This is a genomic window from Bombilactobacillus sp. ESL1197 (assembly GCF_058107145.1).
On record NZ_JBYLTY010000004.1, the window covers coordinates 159,356 to 183,637 of the forward strand.

The 24,282-nt window shown below is 35.1% G+C and carries 17 protein-coding genes; 6 read left to right on the forward strand and 11 right to left on the reverse strand.

Features of this window, described 5'->3' with window-relative positions:
• Positions 1-38: 38 nt before the first annotated feature.
• The 4 genes from AC3B6B_RS08525 to AC3B6B_RS08540 all read right to left on the reverse strand — a co-directional run bounded on the left by AC3B6B_RS08525 (position 39) and on the right by AC3B6B_RS08540 (position 5,597).
• A complete protein-coding gene (locus AC3B6B_RS08525; protein ID WP_489758221.1) occupies positions 39-1,643 on the reverse strand; it encodes a peptide ABC transporter substrate-binding protein in 1,605 nt (534 codons plus the stop codon).
• A gap of 217 nt (positions 1,644-1,860) precedes the next feature.
• Positions 1,861-2,979 carry an iron-containing alcohol dehydrogenase gene (locus AC3B6B_RS08530; protein WP_489758222.1) on the reverse strand — a complete coding sequence of 373 codons (1,119 nt, stop codon included), beginning with the start codon at positions 2,977-2,979 and terminating at the stop codon, positions 1,861-1,863.
• Between the two features lie 24 nt (positions 2,980-3,003).
• Positions 3,004-4,647 (reverse strand): acetolactate synthase large subunit, encoded by a 1,644-nt coding sequence (locus tag AC3B6B_RS08535; RefSeq protein ID WP_489758223.1) that lies wholly within the window; start codon positions 4,645-4,647, stop codon positions 3,004-3,006.
• Between the two features lie 26 nt (positions 4,648-4,673).
• Positions 4,674-5,597 carry an AEC family transporter gene (locus AC3B6B_RS08540; RefSeq protein WP_489758224.1) on the reverse strand — a complete coding sequence of 308 codons (924 nt, stop codon included), beginning with the start codon at positions 5,595-5,597 and terminating at the stop codon, positions 4,674-4,676.
• A 291-nt stretch (positions 5,598-5,888) separates the two neighbouring features.
• On the opposite strand from AC3B6B_RS08540, the gene AC3B6B_RS08545 reads away from it, so the two are divergent.
• Positions 5,889-6,338 carry a MarR family winged helix-turn-helix transcriptional regulator gene (locus AC3B6B_RS08545; RefSeq protein WP_489758225.1) on the forward strand — a complete coding sequence of 150 codons (450 nt, stop codon included), beginning with the start codon at positions 5,889-5,891 and terminating at the stop codon, positions 6,336-6,338.
• A gap of 203 nt (positions 6,339-6,541) precedes the next feature.
• Here the strand turns inward: AC3B6B_RS08545 and kduI are convergent, their stop codons facing one another.
• From kduI to AC3B6B_RS08560, 3 genes are all read right to left on the reverse strand, one after another.
• Positions 6,542-7,387 (reverse strand): 5-dehydro-4-deoxy-D-glucuronate isomerase, encoded by an 846-nt coding sequence (gene kduI / locus AC3B6B_RS08550; protein ID WP_489758226.1) that lies wholly within the window; start codon positions 7,385-7,387, stop codon positions 6,542-6,544.
• Positions 7,388-7,512: 125 nt separating this feature from the next.
• A complete protein-coding gene (uxuA, locus tag AC3B6B_RS08555) occupies positions 7,513-8,589 on the reverse strand; it encodes a mannonate dehydratase (RefSeq protein WP_489758227.1) in 1,077 nt (358 codons plus the stop codon).
• 38 nt (positions 8,590-8,627) lie between these two features.
• On the reverse strand, positions 8,628-10,259 hold the full coding sequence (locus AC3B6B_RS08560) for a mannitol dehydrogenase family protein (RefSeq protein ID WP_489758228.1): 1,632 nt from the start codon (positions 10,257-10,259) through the stop codon (positions 8,628-8,630).
• 444 nt (positions 10,260-10,703) lie between these two features.
• Here AC3B6B_RS08560 and AC3B6B_RS08565 point away from each other — a divergent pair, with 444 nt between their 5' ends.
• The 4 genes from AC3B6B_RS08565 to AC3B6B_RS08580 all read left to right on the forward strand — a co-directional run bounded on the left by AC3B6B_RS08565 (position 10,704) and on the right by AC3B6B_RS08580 (position 18,087).
• On the forward strand, positions 10,704-11,372 hold the full coding sequence (locus AC3B6B_RS08565) for a GntR family transcriptional regulator (protein ID WP_489758229.1): 669 nt from the start codon (positions 10,704-10,706) through the stop codon (positions 11,370-11,372).
• Between the two features lie 337 nt (positions 11,373-11,709).
• The gene (gene uxaC, locus AC3B6B_RS08570) at positions 11,710-13,122 is read left to right on the forward strand and encodes a glucuronate isomerase (RefSeq protein ID WP_489758230.1); all 1,413 of its coding nucleotides are present in this window, start codon (positions 11,710-11,712) and stop codon (positions 13,120-13,122) included.
• Positions 13,123-13,422: 300 nt separating this feature from the next.
• Positions 13,423-14,913, forward strand: a complete 1,491-nt coding sequence (locus AC3B6B_RS08575) for an MFS transporter (RefSeq protein ID WP_489758231.1) — start codon at positions 13,423-13,425, stop codon at positions 14,911-14,913.
• A 39-nt stretch (positions 14,914-14,952) separates the two neighbouring features.
• A complete protein-coding gene (locus AC3B6B_RS08580; RefSeq protein ID WP_489758232.1) occupies positions 14,953-18,087 on the forward strand; it encodes an alpha-mannosidase in 3,135 nt (1,044 codons plus the stop codon).
• Positions 18,088-18,294: 207 nt separating this feature from the next.
• Here AC3B6B_RS08580 and AC3B6B_RS08585 read toward each other — a convergent pair whose 3' ends face one another.
• The 4 genes from AC3B6B_RS08585 to AC3B6B_RS08600 all read right to left on the reverse strand — a co-directional run bounded on the left by AC3B6B_RS08585 (position 18,295) and on the right by AC3B6B_RS08600 (position 22,493).
• Positions 18,295-19,320, reverse strand: a complete 1,026-nt coding sequence (locus tag AC3B6B_RS08585) for a sugar kinase (protein ID WP_489758233.1) — start codon at positions 19,318-19,320, stop codon at positions 18,295-18,297.
• 2 nt (positions 19,321-19,322) lie between these two features.
• Positions 19,323-19,976, reverse strand: a complete 654-nt coding sequence (locus tag AC3B6B_RS08590; RefSeq protein ID WP_489758234.1) for a bifunctional 4-hydroxy-2-oxoglutarate aldolase/2-dehydro-3-deoxy-phosphogluconate aldolase — start codon at positions 19,974-19,976, stop codon at positions 19,323-19,325.
• Between the two features lie 228 nt (positions 19,977-20,204).
• Positions 20,205-21,323: a DUF8462 domain-containing protein gene (locus tag AC3B6B_RS08595; protein ID WP_489758235.1), complete on the reverse strand. Its 1,119-nt coding sequence runs from the start codon at positions 21,321-21,323 to the stop codon at positions 20,205-20,207.
• A gap of 168 nt (positions 21,324-21,491) precedes the next feature.
• Positions 21,492-22,493, reverse strand: coding sequence for a choloylglycine hydrolase family protein (locus AC3B6B_RS08600; protein ID WP_489758236.1), 1,002 nt, complete (start codon positions 22,491-22,493; stop codon positions 21,492-21,494).
• Positions 22,494-22,920: 427 nt separating this feature from the next.
• On the opposite strand from AC3B6B_RS08600, the gene AC3B6B_RS08605 reads away from it, so the two are divergent.
• Positions 22,921-24,255 (forward strand): RNA-directed DNA polymerase, encoded by a 1,335-nt coding sequence (locus tag AC3B6B_RS08605; RefSeq protein ID WP_489758237.1) that lies wholly within the window; start codon positions 22,921-22,923, stop codon positions 24,253-24,255.
• Positions 24,256-24,282: the final 27 nt, after the last annotated feature.

Below are 24,282 nucleotides of genomic sequence, written 5' to 3' on the forward strand. Positions count from 1 at the left end.
CAATTGGTAATTTTATTTTAATTAACCAATGAATTTAATTAGTTCATGATGGCATTTTTGTAATATGGAAAGCCCATAGGTCCCATCACAATACCTTTGAGTTTGGGGTTAATCAAATAAACAAGAGATAGGTAATACAAGGGAACGACCGGCGCTTTTTGAACAACTAGTTTGTTGGCGGCTTGCAGATTATTCCAACGTTGTTGTGGCTGCGTAGCATATTGATTATTAGCAGTCTTGACTAACTGATCATATTGACTGTCGCTAAATTTGCCTTCATTATTTTTGTTACCTGTTGTTAAAAGATTTAAGAAATCTGTCGGATCGGCAAAAGTTGGTGTCCAGCCATTGATGACGGCGTCGTAATTGCCCGCTTCACAAGAGGCTAGGCGACTGTTAAACGGGACTGGTTTGACGTTAACTTTGAGTTTGGGTAAGTGGGTTTGTAATTGTGACTGCAAAAATTCGTCCACTTTCTTAGTCTGATCATCGTTACTAGATGTAATAGTGAAACTAGCCGATTTCAATCCCAGTTCGCTGAGTCCACTTTGCCATAATTGTTGCGCTTGCTTGACGTTATATTGGGTTAATTGTCCAGCCTGTTTGGCAAAATCTTGATGAGTTTGCGGATTTTTGAAACCGGTAGGAACGAACCCCGTGGCCGGTACTGATTTATCTTGTAAAACTTTGCTAGTCAATTGTTGGCGATCAATGGCCATGGCCAGGGCTTGGCGAATTTTTTCGTTACTAAAGAGTTTACGCTTATTGTTGAATTCTAAATATTGCGTGCCGGGTAACTTGCGGACATATAAAGCTTTACTTTGGGCGTGATTTTTAATTTCTTGACCAGTTAAAGGCACCATGGCTAATTCTTTAGATTCAAATTGGTAAGCACCAGTATCCTGACTCTTGATCACAGAGACTTTAATTTTGTCCAAGTGGACGTGCTTTTGATCCCAATAATGCGGATTTTTGACATAAGACCAAGTATCGCTGGTGCCGTCCCAGTCTTGGAGAGTGAAGGGACCGTTATATAAAGTATGTTTGGAACTGGTACCGTATTTTTTACCTTGGGCTTGGACATATGGTTTGTAAAGAGGGAAGGAGGCGCTCATGGCTAAAACTGATGGAAAATATGGTACGGCGTGTTCTAGTTGAATTTGCAGTTGATACTTGCCAGTAGCTTTAATGCCAAAATTTTGTGGGCTCATTTTGCCGGAATTAATTGCTTGATAATTTTTAACATTTTCTAAAAAGTAAGATTGCTGTGATTTGGTTTTGGGATTGACAGTTCGTTGCCAGCCATAAACAAAATCTTGGGCGGTGACAGGTTTACCATTACTCCAGTGGGCGTTATGGCGCATGTTAATGGTATAAGTAGTTTGATTGTTCGATAATTTAGGCATTCCGGTGGCCAGTGCGGGGATAATTTTGCCTTTTTTATTGAAGTTGTAAAGTCCCTCATTGACTTGTTCGGCCACTTCGGCAGATTCATTATCCATGGCTAATGAAACGTCGGCGGTACTTAATTCAGCTGATGTTCCAATGGCGATTTCTTTTTTAGCATCTGCATTCTTATGACCACAACCGACTAATCCAAAACTGGTGAGTAAAGTAAGGCCAATTAAAGCTATTTTTTTCATAAGTAGCACTCCTTTAACTTTAAATTAATGCAATTCTAATTTAAAACTAATTAAAAAGCAAGGAGTTAGTCGCGAAAACTTTGATATAACAATGTTGATTATTGCAGCCTAAAATTAAAATGCTTTTAAATTAATTTTAATTATTAGCTATATAAGATCAAAAAAATGCTCGGAAATCATGTTAGATTGCCGAGCATTGCTGAAATTAATTAGAAAATTAAAGTAATTGAGTATAAATATCACAGACATCTTGTTGAGTTAAAGTGATGGGGGAATTAATCATTAATCGTTGTTGATTGTCCATCACTGATTGGGCAAACTCTTGGCAAGTTGGTTCAGTCATGCCAATTTGACTTAAACTTTGATTGGGTAAAATTTGATCAATTAGTTTTTCTAGTTCAGAGAGCGTAGCTTTAGGAGCAACAGGTAGAATCGTTGCTAAAATATTTTCTAAAGCAGATAAATCAGCTCCCAATTCTTGATATTTTCTGAAGGTGCCACTAAATACTAAATAATTGGATTGGCCATGAGCGATATGATAAGTTGCCCCAATCGGGTATGCTAGGGCATGAACGGGGCCGCAACCAGCATTGCCGAAGGCTACACCGGCCATAGTACTGGCTTCTAAAAAGTCTAAGAGTAATTGACCTTGAGGTGTTTGCCCGACTTGTTGTTGGATAATAATTTGATTGTAACCTTGAATAATTGTTGTCATAGCCTGCACAGAAAACAGTTTACTAAAGCTAGTAGCTTTGGGTGACAAGTAAGATTCAATTGCGTGGACTAACGCATCAATGGAACTAGTAGCGAACACTTTATAAGGCATAGTTTTCGCTAATTGTGGCACTAGATAAACTTGATCGGCATACATTTGCGGGTAGGCTAAGCCAACTTTAGTTTGTTTAGCTAAAAAGTTGAAGACGGCAACATTGGTAACTTCGCTGCCGGTACCAGTGGTCGTTGGCACAATAATCAATTGCCGCTTTTTAGTTAAATTAGCGCCATTTGCAGCAATTTGCTGCATATTAACTCCAGTACCGTAAACCAGTAATTTAGCATTATCAATCACGGAACCACCGCCAATAGCCAGAATGCGATCATAATCTTTGGTATTGACTTGTTGTAATAGTTGATCGGCCGCTTGATCAGTGGGTTCACCCTGAATATAATTTTCGAGATAAACCACGTCGAGTGGAAGTTGATCGAGGTCCAAATGGGGTTCAATAATATACTGATTAGTTAAGAGCAAATCATGTTGACCCACTTGTAATTCTTGAAATAAAGTGGGTAAATCAGGCACACTAGTAATTGCGGGTTTGATACTAAATTCATTCATAAAACTTTGCCTACTTTCTGTTTATTAAAGAGAAATCGTAACTTGACCGAGTTTGTCAATTAACTTCATATTTTCGGAGTAATCAACGGGACAAACAATAACATTGACTTGTTGATTATTTAAGCTAGCTTGTAAGGTTTGCACTAAATCTTGCCGGCTTTGGACTAGATGAGCATTGGCACCAAATGATTGGGCGTAACTAATCAAATCGGGATTTTTAAAATCAACCTCGGAGTGATGACCTAATTCCATATCCATCTTCCATTTGATTAAGCCGTAAGATTGATCAACCCAGACTAAGTTGGTCATTGGGACTTGATAACGTACGGCAGTTTCGAGTTCTTGCGAGTTCATCAAAAAGCTACCATCGCCCATAACCGCTAAAATATTTTGGTCAGGACAAGCAAGTTTGGCACCAATAGCTCCTGGTAAAGTCCAAGACATTGTCGATAAACCATTATCAATTAACACAGAGTTTGGCATGTAACTTTGATAGAGACGGGCCATCCACATTTTGACAGCACCAGTATCTACTAACACAATGCCTTGGTCATCGACGGCTTCACGAGTAGCAGTGACAATTTGTTGGGGAGTGAGGGGAACTTGACTTTCTTGTTGACCAAAAGTTAATTCAGCTTGCACAGCTTCTTTGATCGTAGTTTTTAAGGCAGGTACTTGAAAGTTAGTGAGCTCAGCCTGTAATAACGGAACAGTAGCTTTTAAATTACCGATTAAATTTTGACTAACGGTATAATGCGCATCAGTATCTTCTTGAAAATCGTTCAAATGAATAATCTGTTTGTCACCCTGTGGATTAATCCGGCTAGGATCAAATTCTGATAGTTCATAACCAATCGTAATGATAACGTCGGCTTGATCGTAAGCAAAGTTTTCATAGTCGTGGCGCATGAAACCAATGACACCGAGAGCTGATGGTAAACGATCATCAATTGCTCCCTTTCCCATAAAAGTGGTGGCTGCTGGTAAATTAGTTTGTTTGATGAAATCATTGACGACTTGACTAGCGTGATCGCGAATGACCCCCATGCCAATTAAGGCAATCGGATGTTGAGCTGTTTTGATAATAGCAGCAGCGGCCTTTAAATCGGTTGTTTGTGGGATAGTTTGATTAGCGGGAGTGGAAGCAGCTAAAGGAATGTTAGGCACGGCCTTTTGTGGCTCAATATCCTGGGGAATGCCCACATAAACTGGACCGGGGCGACCATTGACAGCTTGATTAAAGGCTTTGTTGATGATTTCTGGAGCGGCCTGAGCTTCATAGATGTTTTCGGACCACTTGGTCACTGGCTGAAACATAGTTCTTAGATCAATCACTTGGTGCGATTCTTTATAAATCCGATTCAAACCACCTTGGGCAGTGATTGCAATCAGTGGTGTCGAGTTGGTTTGGGCGTCAGCAACACCTAAAAGTAAGTTAATTGCGCCCGGTCCTAAGGTAGCGGTAGCAACGCCTGGTTGCCCTGTTAAGCGGCCGTAGACGTCAGCCATAAATGAAGCACCTTGTTCATGGCGAACCAAAATAAATTGAATTTTATCTGAATCATGGATAGCATCGACGATGCGAATATTTTCTTCACCCGGGATACCAAAAACATATTTGACGCCCCGATCTTCTAAAACTTGAACGATTTGTTGTGCAATATTCATTGGAATAAACTCCTTTATTGATTAAATTAAATGCCTAAAAATACGATAATAAAACCTAAGGTGATGACTGATAAAACGGTACTTAAGAACAGTGTTGAAGCCATCTCGCGCTCGGCTAAGTGATATTGGTTAGCAAAGATTGTACAAATAGCAGCGGTAGGGATGCCCAAGGAAACTAGAGATTCTTTTAATGTCTGCGGTGCTACTTGGCACCATTTCATGAGTAGATACATAATTGCGGGGATAATCACGATTTTAGTTAACGTGTTGCCCCAAACCGGTAATGATAGTTTAGGCTTTTTCTCAAAGAGCACAATTCCTGAAGAAAAGAGTGCTAAACCACCAGTAGCTTGACCTAAGACAGAGAAGCAACGTTCCCAATCAGGAGAAATAGTGAGGCCACACATGACTAAGATAAACGCCAAAATTGGGGCCCAGACCACTGGTTTTTTTAAGGCATTTTTTAAGTTAGTGCCTAAGCTGATCTTTTGATTAGAATCACTTGAAAGTAAAATTACGGTTAACGGCACTTGAATAATGTTCATGACTAAACCACCAATTGAAACTAAAAGGGCGCTTTTGTCTGGAAATAAAGCTCCCAAAACAGTGGGACCCACGAAGGGAATTGCCGGTCCAGTAATAGCTAAAGTTCTCAGTGCTGCAAGTGAGAGGCTATTTTTAAACAAGTAGCGTAATACTAATAGGACAATTACATAACCGCCAACCATTCCGATAAAAATCCATAATGCAACTTGCACATTTTGCAATAAAATGTGGCCATTAGTGGCTACAATGCCGCCAAATAAGCTGAGCGGCAAAGTATAACTCATGACTAATTTGTTAATTTCAGTCGCACTGTTACCGTTAAAATCTTGGCGAAAGCCGGCATAATAGCCCAGCATTAAAGTGACAACTACAGGTAATAAGGCGCTAATTAAAGTAGAAATCACTAAGGTCATCTCCTTTTGTTTGTAAAAGTTAAGTAGTGAACGTTCACAATGAAACAATAGTTCTTTGTGAAAAAATTGTCAATCACTTTTTGCAAAAAATATTTAATTTAATTAGTGAAATAGTATTCAAAAAAATTGCCAATTACTTGTAACAAAAGTGGTTAGCTAAATTCACATTTGGCTGTAATTTTTTCTTTAAAAAATTTCAAATTAAGTGAGCTAATTCAAAAATCTGTCAATAAATCGTGAAAAATCTGGTAAACTAAATTTAAAGGTAGGTAATTAAAAAAGATGACTGATAAATTTTATCCGGGAGATTTAGCACAATATTTTTCTGTGATTCACCGGGCATTTTTACGAGATACACATGCGGCCTATCAACAATTACATTTGAATGCCACGAGTGCTTATATTTTAGTTTTGTTATGTAAAACCGGCTCCCAAAGTCAAAATGATATTGCCAAAACATTATTGATTAGTAAGGGCCAAATTACCCGGGAAATACAACGTCTAAAAGCGCTGGAATATGTAACACAAGAAGTTTCCAATCAAAACCATACGCGAAATATTATTTCGATAACTAAAGCAGGACAGCAGGTTTTGTCACAGGTGCAAGTGATTCGAAATGATTGGTGGCAGCAACAAATTACTCAAAACCAAATTACGGAACAATCGCTGTTTGAACCCACTTTGAAGCAAATTACCCAAAAATTAATTGCACGTTCACAAAAAGAAAAGTAATTAAAAAAGTCAACTTCAAAAGCTTGCCATAATTGGTAGACGTTTGAAGTTGGCTTTTTTGATTTAAAGATAGTTAAAATAAAGTTCCTATGATCCAGAATTAATGAAAAAAGTTATTGCTAATTTGTGTAAAGATTCAGATGCTAATTGTTTACAATTGTATTATTGCAATACTTTCTTACAAAACGTTTTATATTGCTCAATTAACGTAAATCATGCATTTTAATTTGATCCATATCATCATACGTTTGATTTTCGCCACACATAGCCCAAATAAATGAATAGTTTTCAGTTCCAACACCGCAGTGAATGGAGTAGCTAGGATTAACAACAGCTTGTTCGGATTCTAACCAAATATGTTTTGTATTAGCAGGTGTCCCCATAATATGCATAACACGTGTATCTTTTGAGGCAAATTCGCAATAAAAGTAGGTTTCCATACGCCGAGCGTGAGTATGAGCAGGCATTGTGTTCCAAGAGCTTCCAGGTTCAAGAACTGTGTAGCCCATTTGTAGCTGGCAGGTCTTCATTTGCGATGCATCAATATATTTATGAATAATCCGCTTGTTCATATGTTGTTGATCACCTTTAGGCAAAGCAAGAGAATCTGCATAAGGCAGCTTTTTATTGGGATAAGCATGATGGGCTGGGGTAGAAACTACGTAAAACTTAGCAGGATTATTTGGATTACCTGACGCAAAGATAATTTGCTTAGTGCCCATTCCAATGTAATAACCATCATGAGGGGCAATATTTTCCTGTTGACCATCAATGGTGATTGAACCGCTACCACCAATATTAATAAAGCCCAGTTCACGGCGTTGCAAAAAATATTGAACGCCCAATTCTTTGCTTAGAACGATTTCTAAAGGTTTATTGGTAGGATAAACGCCACCAAAAATCATTCGGTCATTGTAAGTGTAAGTTAGATGAATCTCTCCGGGAGCAAAAATTTTTTCGGTTAAAAATTCCGTTCGCATTTGTTCGGTATTGTAATGGTCTATATCTTGTGGACTATGTGCATATTGAATTTTTAGGTCTGGTATCATAATATTTTCTCCTTAATAATTTTTATAAAATTAATGATTTTGAGTTTTGGGTTCTGAAAATAGCAAAAAGTGGTGAATAGTAATCCTTAAGAATTGTCTATCCACCACTTTTAGTAATCAGTAAATTATTTGTGATCTTTATTAATTGCTTCCCATAAGCCATTGAGATAGGTAATCCCCAAAGCACGATCATATAATCCATATCCAGGGCGTCCTTGTTCACCCCAAATATCGCGACCATGATCCGGTCTGATATAACCATCAAATCCCGTATCGTACAAAGCTTTCATAATTTGATACATGTCTAGAGAACCTTCAGAAGACAGGTGCGGTGATTCATGAAAATCACCGTTGTTCCCCATAAATTTAATATTACGTGCATGAACGAAAGGCACACGATCTTTGGGAACAAATTCTCTAATAATGGCAGGAACATCATTGTTAGGATTCTCACCTAAACTGCCTGTACAAATAGTAAAGCCGTTATATTTTGATTCATATAGCTGTTCAATGGTTAACATATCGTCCCGGTTTTTAAAGATCCGCGGTAGTCCAAATAATGGGCGGGGAGGATCATCTGGATGCATGGCCATACGAACATCATATTGTTCACAAACAGGAATGATAGCATCTAAGAAATATTTCAAATTGTCAGTTAACTTTTGCGTGTCCACGTCTTTATATAATTCGAAGAGATGCTTAACTTCCGCTAAACGCTCAGGTTCCCAGCCGGGTAAGATATAACCGTTGGAGTCTTTTTGCACAGCAGCTGCAATTTCATCGGGACTACCTTCGACGTATTTTTGCTCAAAAGCTAAAGCATGAGAGCCATCTTTTAATTGATAATGAAGGTTAGTTCGTACCCAATCGAAGATGGGCATAAAGTTATAACAAATAACTTTGATACCATAGTAAGATAAATTTTTAATGGTTTCTTTGTAGTTCTCAATATACTTATCTCTAGTTGGTAAACCAATCTTGATATCATCGTGAATATTAACCGATTCTATCACTTCTAATTTTAACCCAGCAGCTTCGACTTCGTCTTTGAGATTTTTGATTTTGTCTTTTGGCCAAACTTCACCTACGGGCACATCATATAACGCTCCAACTACTTGAGTTGTTCCGGGTATCTGACGAATATCTTGTAACTTAATTGAATCATCATCAGAACCAAACCAGCGAAAACCCATATTTTTCATTTATATCAAACATCCTTTGTCATATTATATTTTACAAATTAATAACTTTTATTAGTGACTGTTTCATGCAACGTTTTTCTAATTGCTCCTTGGGAACTAATCATTTCTGTAAAGTAATTTTCAACTTTATCGCCCAAGCCAATTTTGTATAAATTGTTACCAAAAATACTCTGATTCTCTAAAATTGGTTTTAAAGCTTGATGAACATCATTATTTTGGCTACCTAATTGAATTTTAACTAAATAGTGTTTTAAAGTTTCCAATAATGGATCACGACTTTGTTCGAAAGCTTTGCCTTGGTCATCAAGTCCCATTAAATAACGACACCAACCAGCTATGATGAACGGGATAAATTCCAAATCCCGCGGATCACGATCAGGGTCATCAATGTAGCGTTGTAATGTCACACCATAACGAATTGGAATTTTTTGGGAAGTATCACTAGCAATCCGTTGTGGAGTATCTGGAATATTTTTATTTGGTAAACGCTTATTAATTAATTCATCGATGAATTGTTTGGGATTGATAATTTTAGGATCTGGAACGACTGGTAAGTCCTCACCATAACCTAAATTTTTAATTAAGGCTTTTAAATCAGCATCAGTTAATTCACTAGAAATGGAATTAAAACCTAGTAAGCAACCAAAAATTGCTAGTGCAGTATGCAGTGGATTTAAACAGGCCGTAACTTTCATTTGATCAGCATCATTTACCGTTTCACGATCCGTTAAAATTACACCCGCTTGCTCCAGAGGAGGACGACCATTAGGAAAATTATCTTCAATCACAAGATAATGGGTTTCTTCAGTATTCACAAAAGGAGCAATATTAGTGTGTTTGGGTGTGTGGATGATGTTGGTATCTTCAAAACCCTCTGCTTTTAATTGTGCTGCTACCTTTTCGGATGGATTAGGAGTAATTCGATCAATCATCGTCCATGGAAAAGATACTTTCTGTGGATTTTTTAAATAGTCAATAAAACCGGAATCCACAAATTTGTTATTTAACCAGCCGTTGGCAATTCTTAAAATTTCAGTTTCTAATTTTAGGCCATTTTGTGAGAAATTATCGGTACTAACCATGGCTATCGGTAGTTGGCCGGCTTGATAACGAGCCAGTAGTAAATGAGCCACAGCGCCCATATTAGTAGTGGGATTACTTGGACCATTTTGAATATCTAATTTGGCCTCTGGTGTTAATTCATCATTAATATCGGTTAAAGAATAGCCTTTTTCTGTAATAGAAAAGGTCGCTAATTGTAGAGATGGTTTGGTGAAAATATCAGTTAATTGTTCCCAGCCACTTTGATTATTTTGATTAAAATACAATGCTTTGGCGACACTGGCAAGAACTTCTTGTTCTAAACTTTCATCAGCTTTCATGGTAACGCTCAAAATCCGATTATGATATTTGTCGTAAACTTGGTCAATTACATTTTCATCATAAGTTTCTGCCACAATAATACCACTATTAAGTTGATCTTGATTTAATAAATCTTGGGCAATTTTAGCATGAAAGCACCGAAAAAGATTACCACCACCAAAATGCACCCAAGTTGGCTTGGCTAAAGTGTTATGGGTAATGGTTTGAGAATCATAATTTGGTGTTTTGATATTTTTTTCAATAAATAAATGTTTGTCTGTGAGATAATCATCTAATAATTTAACCATATTAATCACTCCTTTAATAATAGTAAAAAATTGCTTTTGGTATACTAATATATCACTTACTTTTTCTACTAATGTATTCGTTTTATGTATTGTTGTCAAGCCATATGAAAGTTGATTATCAAGTTATCTGGTAACGAAATTTCACATCAATGTTTATTTTTATCATAATTCTTGTCAAAAATAATTTATGATTATTGTGGTTTTATATATAATTATAATAAATTTTTTGTAGGATTCATTTAAGCATTAAACGGTATGTGATCAAATCTCAATTTGAAAATTTAATGTAACTTTTTATCTACAGTGAGATTAAAATGATGTTAAGATTATTATCGATAGTGAAGTATTTACTTATTAAGTAATGAGTCGGTTTAGGTATTAATGCTTATTTTGAGATACGAATTAATTTGGACTTGTTTTATTTTTAGAATAGGAGTTAAAGAATTGATAGCAATTCAAACGATGAAAGATCAAGTGTATAACATTATTTTGCATAGAATTATCAATTTATACTACATTCCTGGTCAAAAAATCTCGGAAAAAGATTTAAGTAAGGAGTTAAAAGTTGGTAGAACCCCCATTCGAGAATCTATCTTGCAATTAAGACAAGAGGGCTTGGTTAATGCAGTTCCACAATCGGGTACGTACATTTCAAAAATAAATTTGAAAATGGCTAAAGATGCTCGTTTTATGAGAGAAAGTGTGGAAGTTAAGGTTATTAGTGAAGCTGTGAAAGTTTTGAAAGATTCGGATTTTACTTTGCTAAAACAAAACATTGAGCGGCAGACATTGGCTGAAAAAGAAAATAATAAATTAGAAAAATTTTTTAACGAAGATGAAGCTTTTCATCATTATTTTTATACCATTACTTCTCATGAACAATTGTGGGTATGGTTACAACTGATTAACATGAATTTAAATCGATTTAGATTTTTACGTTTAAAAAATAAAGATTTATCTTGGGATTCATTAATTAACGAGCATTTAGATTTAGTTAATGCATTAGCGGCTAAAGATGAATCTAAGTCAGTCAAATTGGTTTCTTTGCACTTGCATAGAATGTTAGATGAAGAGCCCAAATTACTCAAAGCTTTTCCAGAATATTTTGAATAGCAGAAAAATTATTGATTAGGTGAATAATTTTAAAAAACTGTTTTTATTAATTCTATATTAATTCTATTGGATTATTAAAAACAGTTTTTTTATGCTTTGAAAGATCACTTTGTTTAGTAAATCGGTCTAGAAAGTGATGTTAAAAAACAACTCATAATCGAAATACCATCTTCTGAAATTGTATAAATAAAGAAATGATTAGTCCTAAGCAAATTACTTGACTATTGACAGATTGATTTTTGTAAGATATTATGAAACCGTTTTAAAGATATACTAATATATTACAGCTTGAAATTGGTAAACTTTCTGACGTTTGATTTTTGAAGGAGGATTAACAATGGTTTTATTGAATAAAGATTTTTTGTTAACAAATGATTTTGGAAAAAAATTATTTCATAATTATGCCGCTAAAATGCCGATTATTGATTTTCATTGTCATTTAGATCCTAAAGAAATTTACGAAAATAAAAATTATCCTAATCTAACTAGAATTTGGATCAATGATGGTTCAGCTGGAGACCATTATAAATGGCGTTTAATGAGAGCCAATGGTGTGCCAGAAGAATTAATTACCGGTGATGGTGATGATTATCAGAAAATGTTGGCTTGGGCTAAAACTATTGAAAAGGCAATTGGTAATCCATTGTATGAGTGGACCCACTTGGAATTACAAAGATTTTTTGGAATAAAAGCTCCTTTAACCAGTAAAAATGTTCAAGAAGTTTGGGATAAAGCCAACAAAATGTTAGCAACTGCTGATTTTAAGCCACGCAATTTGATTAAAAACTCGAATGTCAAAGTAGTATGCACGACTGATGACCCTGCGTCTGACCTCCATTATCATGAATTGTTAGCAAAAGAAGAAAAAAGCAATGGTTTTAAAGTTTTGCCAGCAATGAGACCAGATAAAGCCTTTGATATTCAAAGTAGTTCTTATAAAGATTATCTTCAAAGTTTAGGAACTGCAGCTAACGTGACGATTAATGATTTTGCTAGTTTAGTTACAGCTTTAGAACAGCGGTTTGAATACTTTTCAAATCATGGCGGAAAATTATCAGATCATGGTCTAAATACCTTCCATTTTGTGAAAGTTAGTGCAGAAGAATTAGATCAGATTGTTGCTAAGAGACTTACAAATCAACAATTATCAGCTACTGAGGTTGATGCTTATACTACAGGCTTAGTGGAAGCTTTAATGCGCTTAAATAAAAAATTTAATTGGACGATGCAATTTCATATTAATGCGGTGCGCAATGCTAATAAACCAATGTTTCAAAAGGTTGGTCCGGATGCTGGCTTTGATTCTATGGGAACTCAACCCGATATTGCTGGACAAATGATGAACTTATTGAGCGATATGCAGAATGAAGATAATATTCCTAAAACAATTTTATATTCTTTAAATCCGAACGATTGGATGCAGTTAGCAACCGGTATGGGCGATTTCTATGAAGGCAATGTGCAGAAGATGCAATTAGGTTGTGGCTGGTGGTTTAACGATACACGTGAAGGAATGATTAACCAACTCAATACGATGGCACAGCAAAGTTTATTAGCCAATTTTGTTGGAATGTTGACAGATTCACGGAGCTTTTTATCATATCCACGACACGAATATTTCCGTAGAGTTTTGTGCAATTTAATTGGTGAATGGGTAGAACGCGGCCAAGTTCCAGAAGATTACGATTATTTGGGGAAAATTGTCGAAGATATTTCTTATAACAACGCTAAGACGTATTTTGATTTTTAACAATCTAATCATTAGCTATTGAATTTTAAGTGAAATTTGTGTTTTGAAAATTAAGTTGAATGGTCAAACTGCTAAAGCTTGGGTTCAGATTTTAGCGACTAGTAGTTGAGATTTTTTCAGTTTAACTTTTGTTTTTAAATGAGATCAAGATTTAAAAAAGATTGTCGTTAACAATTAATTGTAATCGCTTTTTTGTGTTTTGAACGAAAAGTACTCTAAATATTTAGGAAGGAAACTAAATTAAATATGAAACTTTCTGAGAAAATTTCAAAAAGAATTTACACTCCACGAAAGATTAATATGTGGACATCTTTAGGGTTTGGAATTAATGATTTTGTCGGTGGTGGTGGAATGACCATCATGGGCGCGTGGTTACTGTATTTCTTTACCACTTTTTGTGGGTTAACTGCGACGCAAGGTGGTATAATCATGGCCACTGCTCGGGTGCTCGATGCCATCTTAAGTTTATTCGCTGGTGCTTTGACCGATAATTTTTATAAAACTAAGTTGGGTAAAAAATATGGTCGTCGTCATTTTTGGTTAATCTTTGGTGCACCATTTCTATTTATTTTTGCCATCATTTGGATTCCTAAAATGAACTTTTGGTATTACATGTGTATTTACTGTGCTTATGATTTATTATCTAGTTTTTTGTTAATACCATGGGAAACTTTACCTACAGAAATGACTAAAGATTACAATGAAAGAACTAAATTGTCATCTACAAGAATGTTCATTTCTGCTGGTGGAACTTTTTTGGCTACATTTATTCCGGGACAATTATTCAAGATTTTGGGTCAAGATTCTCCAAGTCCCTTCTTTATTAATGGTTTAATTTTTGCAATTATTTTTGTGATTGGAATGTTTATTTCAAGCTTTTCTACTTGGGAAAAACCAGTTAGTGAAGTGGAAGCGGAAGCTAAGGCTGCTAAGCTTAATTCTGATAATACTAATGAAGGTAATAGCATTAAGAAAATGCTTAAGGAAACCTTTGGTGGTTATGTTGATGCCTTAAGAATCAAAGCTTTTCGGCAACACTTATGTATCTATCTATTTTCATTCACAGGTAAAGATGTTTACAATACAGTCTTTACGTACTTTGTTGTTTTCTGTTTAGGTGCTACAGCAACATTATCTGCTAATTTGTTATCGCTTTCGATCGTTGGTGTTTTAATTCCATTAATTGCGGGACCGGTTATGATTAAGTATGGTCCACGAGTACTTTATAGCTTTTCTTATATTACTATGATAGTGATGCTTGGAGGCTATTACTTCTTGTTCAAATCTAATATTAAAATTGTAGGAGTGATGGTAATTGTCATCTATATAATGTCCTTTATTTATCAGGCAGCACGGGCTACATTGGAGTTTACACCGTGGAATGTTTTCCCATTTGTTCCGGATTTAGATGAAATGGTTACAACTGAAAGTCACTCAGGAGCTTTTGCTTCACTAATGAATTTTGCTAGAAAATCAACTGTTGCATTGTCAACAGTGGTCGTAGGAATGATTTTAGATCACAACGGCTTTGTTAAGAACAACTTACACCAAACTATGCAAGCACAAAATACGATTGCTAATATTCTTTTGTTTGGTGCTGGTGGGTTATTGTTAATTGCGTTAATTATTTCTTGGACGTTTCATTTAAATAAAGATACCCATAAGATCATTACGGACGAAATTGAACGTTTGCGTAATGGCGGTTCCAAGGATGATGCTACAGAATTAACCAAAAAAACTGTTAAAGATTTGACTGGTGTTTCCTATGAAAATGCATGGAAGAAAAGATAATTTTTAATTGGCTTTTGGGCAATTGTTGAGGAGATAATTATGATTTTTACTGTTGAAAAAATACAAAAAATTGCTGATGATTTGGGAGAATATCGCTATAAAAATAGAAAGCATATTTCTGGTTGGAAATGTTTGAATGCTTCTCCTCAAGTAGGAAATGAGATCCCTGATGACAATCAAAATTGGAAGGAAATTGTTTTAGGCCATATTTGGAGTGGAATTGATCAATATTTTTGGATTAAGTCTCAAGTAGAAATTCCAAATAGTTCTGATGACCAGGTTTTGTTATTTGATTTAGGCTTGTTGGGAAATTTAAAGCATACTGGCATTGAAGCACAACTTTATATCAACGGTGAGATGTATCAAGGAATTGACGCTCATCATAAAGAAGTTTTTTTAGATCAACAATATAAGGGTACTGTGATTCAGTTAGCTTTAAAGTTATGGACGGGCTTGCCAGGGAGAAAAGGCGATTCTTTAGATCCAATGTTGCACATTTTTAAAATGGCCGATTTAGTTTCTTTGGATAAGCAAGTAGATAATCTGTATTTCTTAGCTAAAAATGGTATAGAGACTGTTCAACTATTAAATGATGATGATCCCCGCAGACAAAAATTGTTGAATTCTTTGGACTTTTCCTTAAAAAAGCTAGATTGGTCCAATCCAGGTTCTGATGAATTTTATAATAGCTGCTATCAAGCTCAAGAAACATTAGAACAGCAATTACAATCTCAAAAAGAAGATAAAGACAATTATACGGTCAACGGCATTGGACACACGCATATTGATTTAGCTTGGTTGTGGCGTGTTAAAAATACTAAAGAAAAAGGTGCTCGTTCTTTCAGTACAGTGCTTAAATTAATGGACAAATATCCAGAATATACATTCTTAGCATCAACGCCACAACTATATGATTATATTAAACAGGATTATCCTCAGTTATATGCTCAGATTAAGTCAAAAGTTGCAGAGGGACGTTGGGAACCTGAGGGTGCAATGTGGGTGGAAGCCGATTGTAATATTTCTTCGGGAGAGTCTTTAGTTCGTCAAATTTTCTATGGAACTAGATTTTTTAAGAAAGAATTCGGTAAAACATCACATACTCTCTGGCTGCCAGATGTTTTTGGTTATTCTTGGGCTTTGCCACAAATCTTAAAAAAATCTGGGATTACAACTTTCATGACAACTAAATTGAGTTGGAATGAATTTAATCGGATGCCCCACGACACCTTTTTGTGGAAGGGGTTAGATGGAACTAAGATTTTAACGCATTTCATTACCACTCCGGATCCCAATGATAGTAAAGGTCCATTTTATTACACTTATAATGGAACGATGACTCCTGAAACGGTTAAGGGAATTTATAAGAGTTACCAAGATAAAGATGTTAATTCTTCGTTGTTGTTGGCTTACGGCTATGGTGATGGCGGTGGTGGTACAACCCGGGATATGATAGAAAATATTCGGGCCATGAATCAATTGCCAGGTTTACCGAAAATTACAACTAATGCCACTGGCAAATATTTTAAAGAATTGCACCATAATATTGATAATGCTCTACAAAATGGTCAATATGTTCATACTTGGGATGGAGAATTATATTTTGAATATCATCGGGCAACATATACTGGCCATGCAGCTAATAAAAAAAATAACCGTAAAATAGAAATTCTCTTGCGTAAATTAGAATTATTAGAAGTTATTATGATGTTGAATAATGATAGTTGGCAATACCCATCTGAAATTCTTGAACAGTCTTGGAAATTACTTCTGAAGAATCAATTTCATGACATTATTCCAGGATCAGCAATCCATTCGGTTTATGAAGATAGTCAAAAAGATTATCAACAAATTTATGATAACTTGTCATTGTTATTGAAGGATATTTCTGGTAAATATCAAACTCATCCAAATGAATATTCTATTTTTAACTCTACAGCTTGGAGTATGAACGATCTTGTCACAATTTCTGAACCTAATAGCGGTTTGTTTTACGATGAATCAGGTCAGCAATTAGTTAGTCAAAGAGTTGGTGACAGTTATTTGGTGGCGACACCAAATATCAGTCCGTTTAGTAGTCAAAAAATTAAATTTGTTAATCAGTCAAAGGAAGCTTCCGTTCAGCAGTATGATGAAGCTCAAGTTAAAGATAATGTCTTGAAAAATAAATTTTATCAAATCGCATGGAATGCTGATGGTCAATTATTAGAAATATTTGACATTCAAAATAATCGCCAAGTTTTGGCTCCCCATGAATTAGGAAATGTTTTAGAAATTTTTGAAGATCGACCGCGCGAGTATGATGCTTGGAATTTGGATATTTCATATAAAGAAAAAAAGCAGGAATTAAAAGCTAACAAAATAGAAATTATTTCCCAAGGACAATTATGTACGATTGTAAGATTTTATTATCACTTTAATCAATCTAGTTTGAAACAAGATATGATTGTTTACAATAATCAACAGCGGATTGATTTTAAGACGCATGTTGATTGGCATGAACGGCAAAGAATTTTAAAAGCATCATTTTATACCAATGTTAGATCGACGGAAGCCACTTATCAAATTCAGTACGGTAATGTTAAGCGGCCAACTAATTGGAATAATAGTTGGAATATGGCAAAGTTTGAAACTGTTGGTCATCAATGGGCTGATTTGTCGGAATACGGCTATGGTATTGCCTTAATGAATGAAAGCAAGTATGGTTATGATATTTTTGACAATAAGATGAGCATTTCACTGTTAACTGGAAGTGTTAGCCCAGATAAAACAGCAGATATTGGGGAACATGATTTCACATATAGTTTATTGCCACATCGAGGAAGTTTTGTAGCTGGCAATGTCGAAAAAGAAGCTTGGCTATTAAACGATCCATTAACTGTTTTCCAGGGCACCGATTTGAATAAGGATTCTTTAATTAATATTTCTAATTCAAATACTGTGTTTGTTGATGCTGTGAAGAAAGCCGAAGATAGTGATGATGTAATTGTTCGACTACACGAGTACGCTGGTGGTTCGGAGCAAATTTCTTTAACGCCACACTTTAAAGTCAGTTCAATTAGCGAAACTAACTTAATGGAAGAAAAGGAAGCTTCACTTTCACTGGCTGCTGATGATACGGTTAAGTTAAGCTTTAAGCCTTATGAAATTAAAACTTTGCTGTTGAAACGATAAAGTTTGACTTCAAGTATCAAGACGTTCGTATCGAATACGAACGTCTTTTTTAGTGCAATAGATTGGCATTTGAACTGACGTTATTAGAGGTAACATTGAAGAAAAGAAAAAACTAACTGGATCAATTTACTGATCTAGTTAGTGAATGAATCGTTCTTACTAATTGATAACAATTTTATTTAAGTGAGTGAAGTTGCTATTCCTAAATTATCTAACGACCCGCATGCCATCTTGTTGGTTCATAACGGACATGATTTCCGAATCTGTGACTAAGTTTAAGTCGCCACTAATAGTGAGTTTTAAAACACTAGCAGCGAGTGCATAGTTTAATAATTTTTGAGTATTAAAATCATGTATCAACCCATGAATTAAACCAGCGGCAAACGCATCGCCACTAGCCACGCCTTCCCAGACATGCATGTGATAACTAGGAGTCTCTAACACCCCATTTTGATTGACTAAAAGAGCCATCCATTGAGAATCTTCGACAGAATGAACGTTTCTTAAAATGCTAGCCACAGTTTGACAGTTAGGATATTTTTTCATAATTTGCTGCATACCGTGAATAAAATCAGCTTTTTGATCAATACCATGAGCCATATTACCATCAAAAGCCTTAATGCCTAGAGCGGCCTCAAAGTCTTCATCATTAGCTAAACAAATGTTTACATAAGGCATTAATTGATTCATCGCTGTTTGCGCAGCTTCTTTACTCCACATCTTAGCGCGATAATTCAAATCGCAAATGACGGTAATGTGATTTTTTTGACAAAAATCTAAAGCAACAAGTAAAGTTTGGTATATTTCTGACGAAACTGCTGCTGTGATACCAGAAAAATAAAAGTAGTCAGCATCTTTTAAAATATCTGGCCAATGATATTCGTTAGCCTGAGAAGTGGCAAAAGAACTATTTTTACGATCATAAACAACACTAGTATTGCGAATGCTGGCACCTTTTTCAAAGAAATATATTCCTAAACGCGGGCCACCTACCATAATATTAGTCGTGTCTACACCATAGCGGCGTAAGGTTCCCAAAGCTGCCTGCCCGAGGGCATTATTCGGAACTTTGGTAACAAATTGTGAGTGATCACCTAAAAGAGCTAAAGATGTAGCAACATTGGCTTCAGCTCCACCATATAATCCAGAAAATTGATCAGTTTGAATAATTCTTTGGTTTTCAGCCGGTTTGAGCCTGAGCATTATTTCGCCAAAGGTGACTATTTTTTGCATTGTTAATCACATTCTCCTTGAATACGCAAGATTTCTTGATGATAAGCTTCAGCCCGCTTTTTAACGGAAGCAAAATCTTGTTGACGAGCAGCACCAGTTAAATCACTACCAGTTCCAACTATCACGGCGCCTGCTTTAAACCAACTACTCATGTTGTCTAAGTTGACACCACCGGTAGGCATGATATTGACATAAGGTAAGGGAGCTTTAACGGCTTTGACAAAATCCCAGCTAACAGTACTTCCGGGAAAGACTTTAACAACTTCGGCACCATAACGCATGGCAGTTTGAATTTCGGTAATTGTCATACAGCCCGGCATGTAGGGGATTTGGTATTCGTTACATAATAGAGCAGTTTCTTTGTCAAAGGCAGGACTAACTATAAATCTGGCACCTGACATGATAGCAATCCGAGCTGTAATAGCATCTAAAACAGTTCCTGCACCAATAATGACATCCTTATCAAGAGAATACTTTTTATTTAATTCGGCAATAATTTGATCAGCTGCGGGAGCTGTAAATGTTAATTCAATTGATTTGACACCACCATCAATACAGGCTTCCGCGGTCTTATAAGCTTCATCTTTGGAATCACCTCGAACAACGGCAACAATTTTTGCAGTTTTTAATGCTAATACAGTCTCAGTTTTTTGCATAATGTCCTCCTTGAAATATTAATATATTACTTTTACCACAATTATGGTAAACCTTTACTTCGTTAGTTTCAAGTGTTTTGAAGACTATCAATTAATGAATAGTTATGGTCAGAACTAAAAAAACTCCTTCAAAATAATTTTCTTCAATCGAAATGTCTTTGAAAGAGATTTATTGATTTGAAACGGTCAATTTAAACGTGATTTGCTATTGTAATTAACCTTAAGGTGTTAAAGCAAATGACTATTATTATAACTGCGAATAAAATCTTTAAAATAAGGTAATGAAAAAGTGACCTTGCCGCGCTCAGGGATTGTGATTAATTGCGAATCTTTTAATCGCGCACGATAAACAGAGAGGTAATTCTTGGGCTTGCCCAATGTGGTTTGAACAAAACTAATCGGTACAATTTTTTGTGTATAACTAGCCATAGCTTGTAAAAATTTTTGATCAGTGGGAGACAATTCAGTGTAGAGTTTTTCATAAGAATTACGGTAAAGGTCTTGTTTAGTGGCAGATAGAGTTTGTTCAATTACTGTTTGGTTAATAACGTCTTTACTGAAGCGCCAAGCATAATAACCAACTGTTTGAAACGCGTAAGGATATCCGCCAGCACTTTTTGCTAGCAATTCTAAGTCTAGTGGGTCAATTAATTTATTTCCCTGTTGAAAAGTCATCTGGTATTTATTGATCACATCATCTTGCGCTAATTGGCTGAGGTAAATGCGATTACTTCTCAATAAAAAGGTTAAGACTTGATCGTTTTGCAATTTGGATAGACGATTAGGTAGTCCAGTCATTAATAAAGCTAAATTATATTCTTCATCAATCAACATTTGGTACATGGAAGCAAATGCTCGGACATCGGAACTGACTTCCATCTCATCTATTTCAATTAAGACGAAGATATTCCTTTTCTTAAGAGAACTCAGCATTTGTTCTAAAATTCCTTTATAGTCAATTACTGGCGTTGAGCTGTTACTTTTAAATGTAATACCAAACATACTAAAATTTAATTCTGCAGAAAAATGTTTCAAAACTTGTTTCCAATTAATACCCTCAATTTTTTGTAAACCCAGAATTAATTGCATTATTAAATTATCCTGGCTGAGAGTTAATCTGAGACAATACCAGTTTTTTAGTAACTTTAAATTTTGTTCAACATTAAGTAAAAAAACAGTTTTGCCTGATCCGCGAACACCATAGACCAAGGAAGTTTGGTATTTGCCATCTTGACTAGTTAGTCCAGCCAAATAATCATGTAGGATGCTTTCTTGGTTTAAAAGGATTGTGGGTAAACGGCCAAAACTAGGAACAAATGGATTTTGAGATATTTGGGTATTACTCAAGCTTAAAACCTCCAATTTTATACTTTCTTTATACTTCTAATTTATATTTTATACTTCTTTTATACTTAAGATAAAAGGTATTTAACTTGGATGTACATTTTGTTCTATTAAAAATTGACCAAAAAAATAACCTGCAGCCATCTTAGCCACAGGTTATTTGGTTTGACGTTAATTTAGATAAGCGATATCTTCATCATCTTGAACTTTGAAAGTCCGATAATCAGTTTCTTGCAACAGTTCCGGTGTTAAACGAACGCAATTAATGCGTTGATTGCCATAAGTGGAGTAGTAGTAACTGCGTGATTCTGCACAGATGTAAGCACTGTAACAAGTGTAATCAAAGGTATCATCAGTGGTTACCACAATTCCGCGCGGAATGCTGACAGGTTCTAACATATGATGAGCGAGGCTGACACCGGCAGCTTCATCAGCAGCTTGTTCGACATTTTGCTTCATAAAAGCAGTCCGGACAAAGCGACTGACAGGTGTGTAGTCACCAGGTAAACCGAAAGTACCAGAACCTTGACTAAATGGCTTGAGAGTCTTGCCTAAGAAGTCCACATCTTCATGTTGCTTAGGCGTGACAGATAAGTAATTACGTAAGTTAGTTTCATGCCAGTGGTAATCAGGACTATTAGTCATGACACCAATTGAATTATCAATCAAATGCACGCCGTCAGCTTGAGGTTCGACGATTAAACTAGCTCCGGTCGTATCGGAGAAGATATAGTGCAGTGGTGACACAACTTTCAAAGTTGGATTGGCATCATTTAAAATGGTAATTTGTTCTTGGAATAATTGTTTGATATCAGCTAAGTTAGCAGCTTGTGACAAAATAACAGAAATCACTTTGTCAGGGGAAACGCCCCAAGTATTAGCAGCAGCTTCGTCGTGATAGCTACAATAACCAGGAAAATAAAGGGTGCCACCCATCACGCCTTGATCATTAACACCATCAAAGGTAATTGGTGCTTGATTTTCTAAAGTCCCCATACCTAAGAAGGCATGCTTACTAGTAACCTGTTGGTCACTGCTGTAAGCCGAAGCAAACGTTTTGTTCTGCGGAACGAAGACGACTTCTTGAGCCATCTCCATCATAAAGTCCATGGTGCGCGAAAAGAAGTGTTTCTTATCTTTAGTTTCCATGGTAAAACTACTACAACCGATCATGTTATCACTCCATATTCAATTAGTTGGTAAGCATTATAAGCGTGTCAAAGAGAGAATGCAATCGTCAATTTGAAATAATTTTACAACCTTAATTATACTTGGTACAACTGCAATTGAAATTCATAGTTAATGAATTTCAATTAAAAAGCATGACCGTTTTATAGTATAATTACTTGATAATTTCTTTTGTTAGATGGAAAGAAGGATACATATTGTCAAATAAAAGAGTTTCCGTTATTGATGTAACTTATAAAGAAGCTGAAAATTTTTTCTTAAAACCTGAATCTTATATAACCATAGACTTACCAGTTTATTTTGATTTTAGTAATGTATTAAAACAAGTTACAAAAAAATTTAAAAATGAAAATACCACGATCTTAAACTTGTGTAATAAAAAAAGCTTATTAATACTGATGTTAATTACACAATGCTTCTTAATAAAGATGGTTTATATGATTGGCGCCCTATAAAAATTGTTAATCCATTTTGCTATGTAGATTTAGTTAAATTACTTACAAATGAAGAAAACTGGAATGAGATAATTAAAAGGTTTATAGATTTTAGGAGTGATGAAAATATAATTTGTATCAGCTTACCTGTAATTTCGAAAAGTGAAGAAAATGATAAAGCAGAAACAATTTTAAATTGGTGGGAAAATTTAGAACAGGCGTCTATAAAATATGCTTTGAATTATAAGTATTGTGTTAAAACTGACGTTACTAATTGCTATGGTTCGATCTATACCCATAGTATTGCTTGGGCAATAATGGGTAAGGAAAAAGCTAAAGTAAATAGAACAGATGATTACCTAGGAAATAAAATAGACCATTGTATACAAAGAATGCAATGTGGCCAAACGAATGGTATTCCTCAAGGAGGGACTGTTTTTGACTTTATTGCTGAAATAGTTTTGGGATATTCTGATCTGCAATTATCTCACAAACTGAATCATGAAAAAATTTCTGATTTTAAAATCATAAGATATAGAGATGACTATAGAATATTTACTAATTCCAAAGATTTAGCCAATCAAATAATGAGATACTTATCAGATATTTTAGCTGATTTAAATATGCATTTTAATTCAAAAAAAACCATGATTACTACAGACATAGTTGGAACCGCTGTCAAACCTGATAAATTGTTTTGGACTAAACAACGTTCGTTGATTCAATTCAAAAAAGGTAAGAAAAAAATTTATAATTTATCTATACAAAAACATTTATGGCAAGTCTATGAATTGGCTAAGAAGTACCCTAATTCAGGTAGTGTTAAAGTTGCATTGCAAGAATTCACATATAGAATATCTAAAGATGACAGTTTTACTAATGAACAATTAGATAAAAACTTTTTTGCGTTAATTGGAATATTAGTTTCTATAATTGAAATTTCACCTAATTCGATTCCTCAAGAAGTATCTGCCATTAGTATTATTTTAGATAAATGTAAAGGAGAGATTAAGGTAGGAGATGTTATTAAGCAAATATTGAAGAAGTTAAAGGACATACCTAATACTAGCTATATAAATGTTTGGTTACAGAGACTTAGTATAACAGATAGTATTTGTAATGAAGAAAGTGAGCACATTGATAAAGATCTTTTATGTCAATCTGTTAAAAAAAATACGTCTATATGGAATTTTAAATGGCTTAATGATGAAGAATTTAAATGTGATAGCATTATTAATGCGAAAAAGCTACACGGTTTGTCTTCATCTGTAATACCTTATGATGAAATTAAAGTTTTTAACGACAATTATTAGTATGTAATTTTGTATGTTGGACTTATA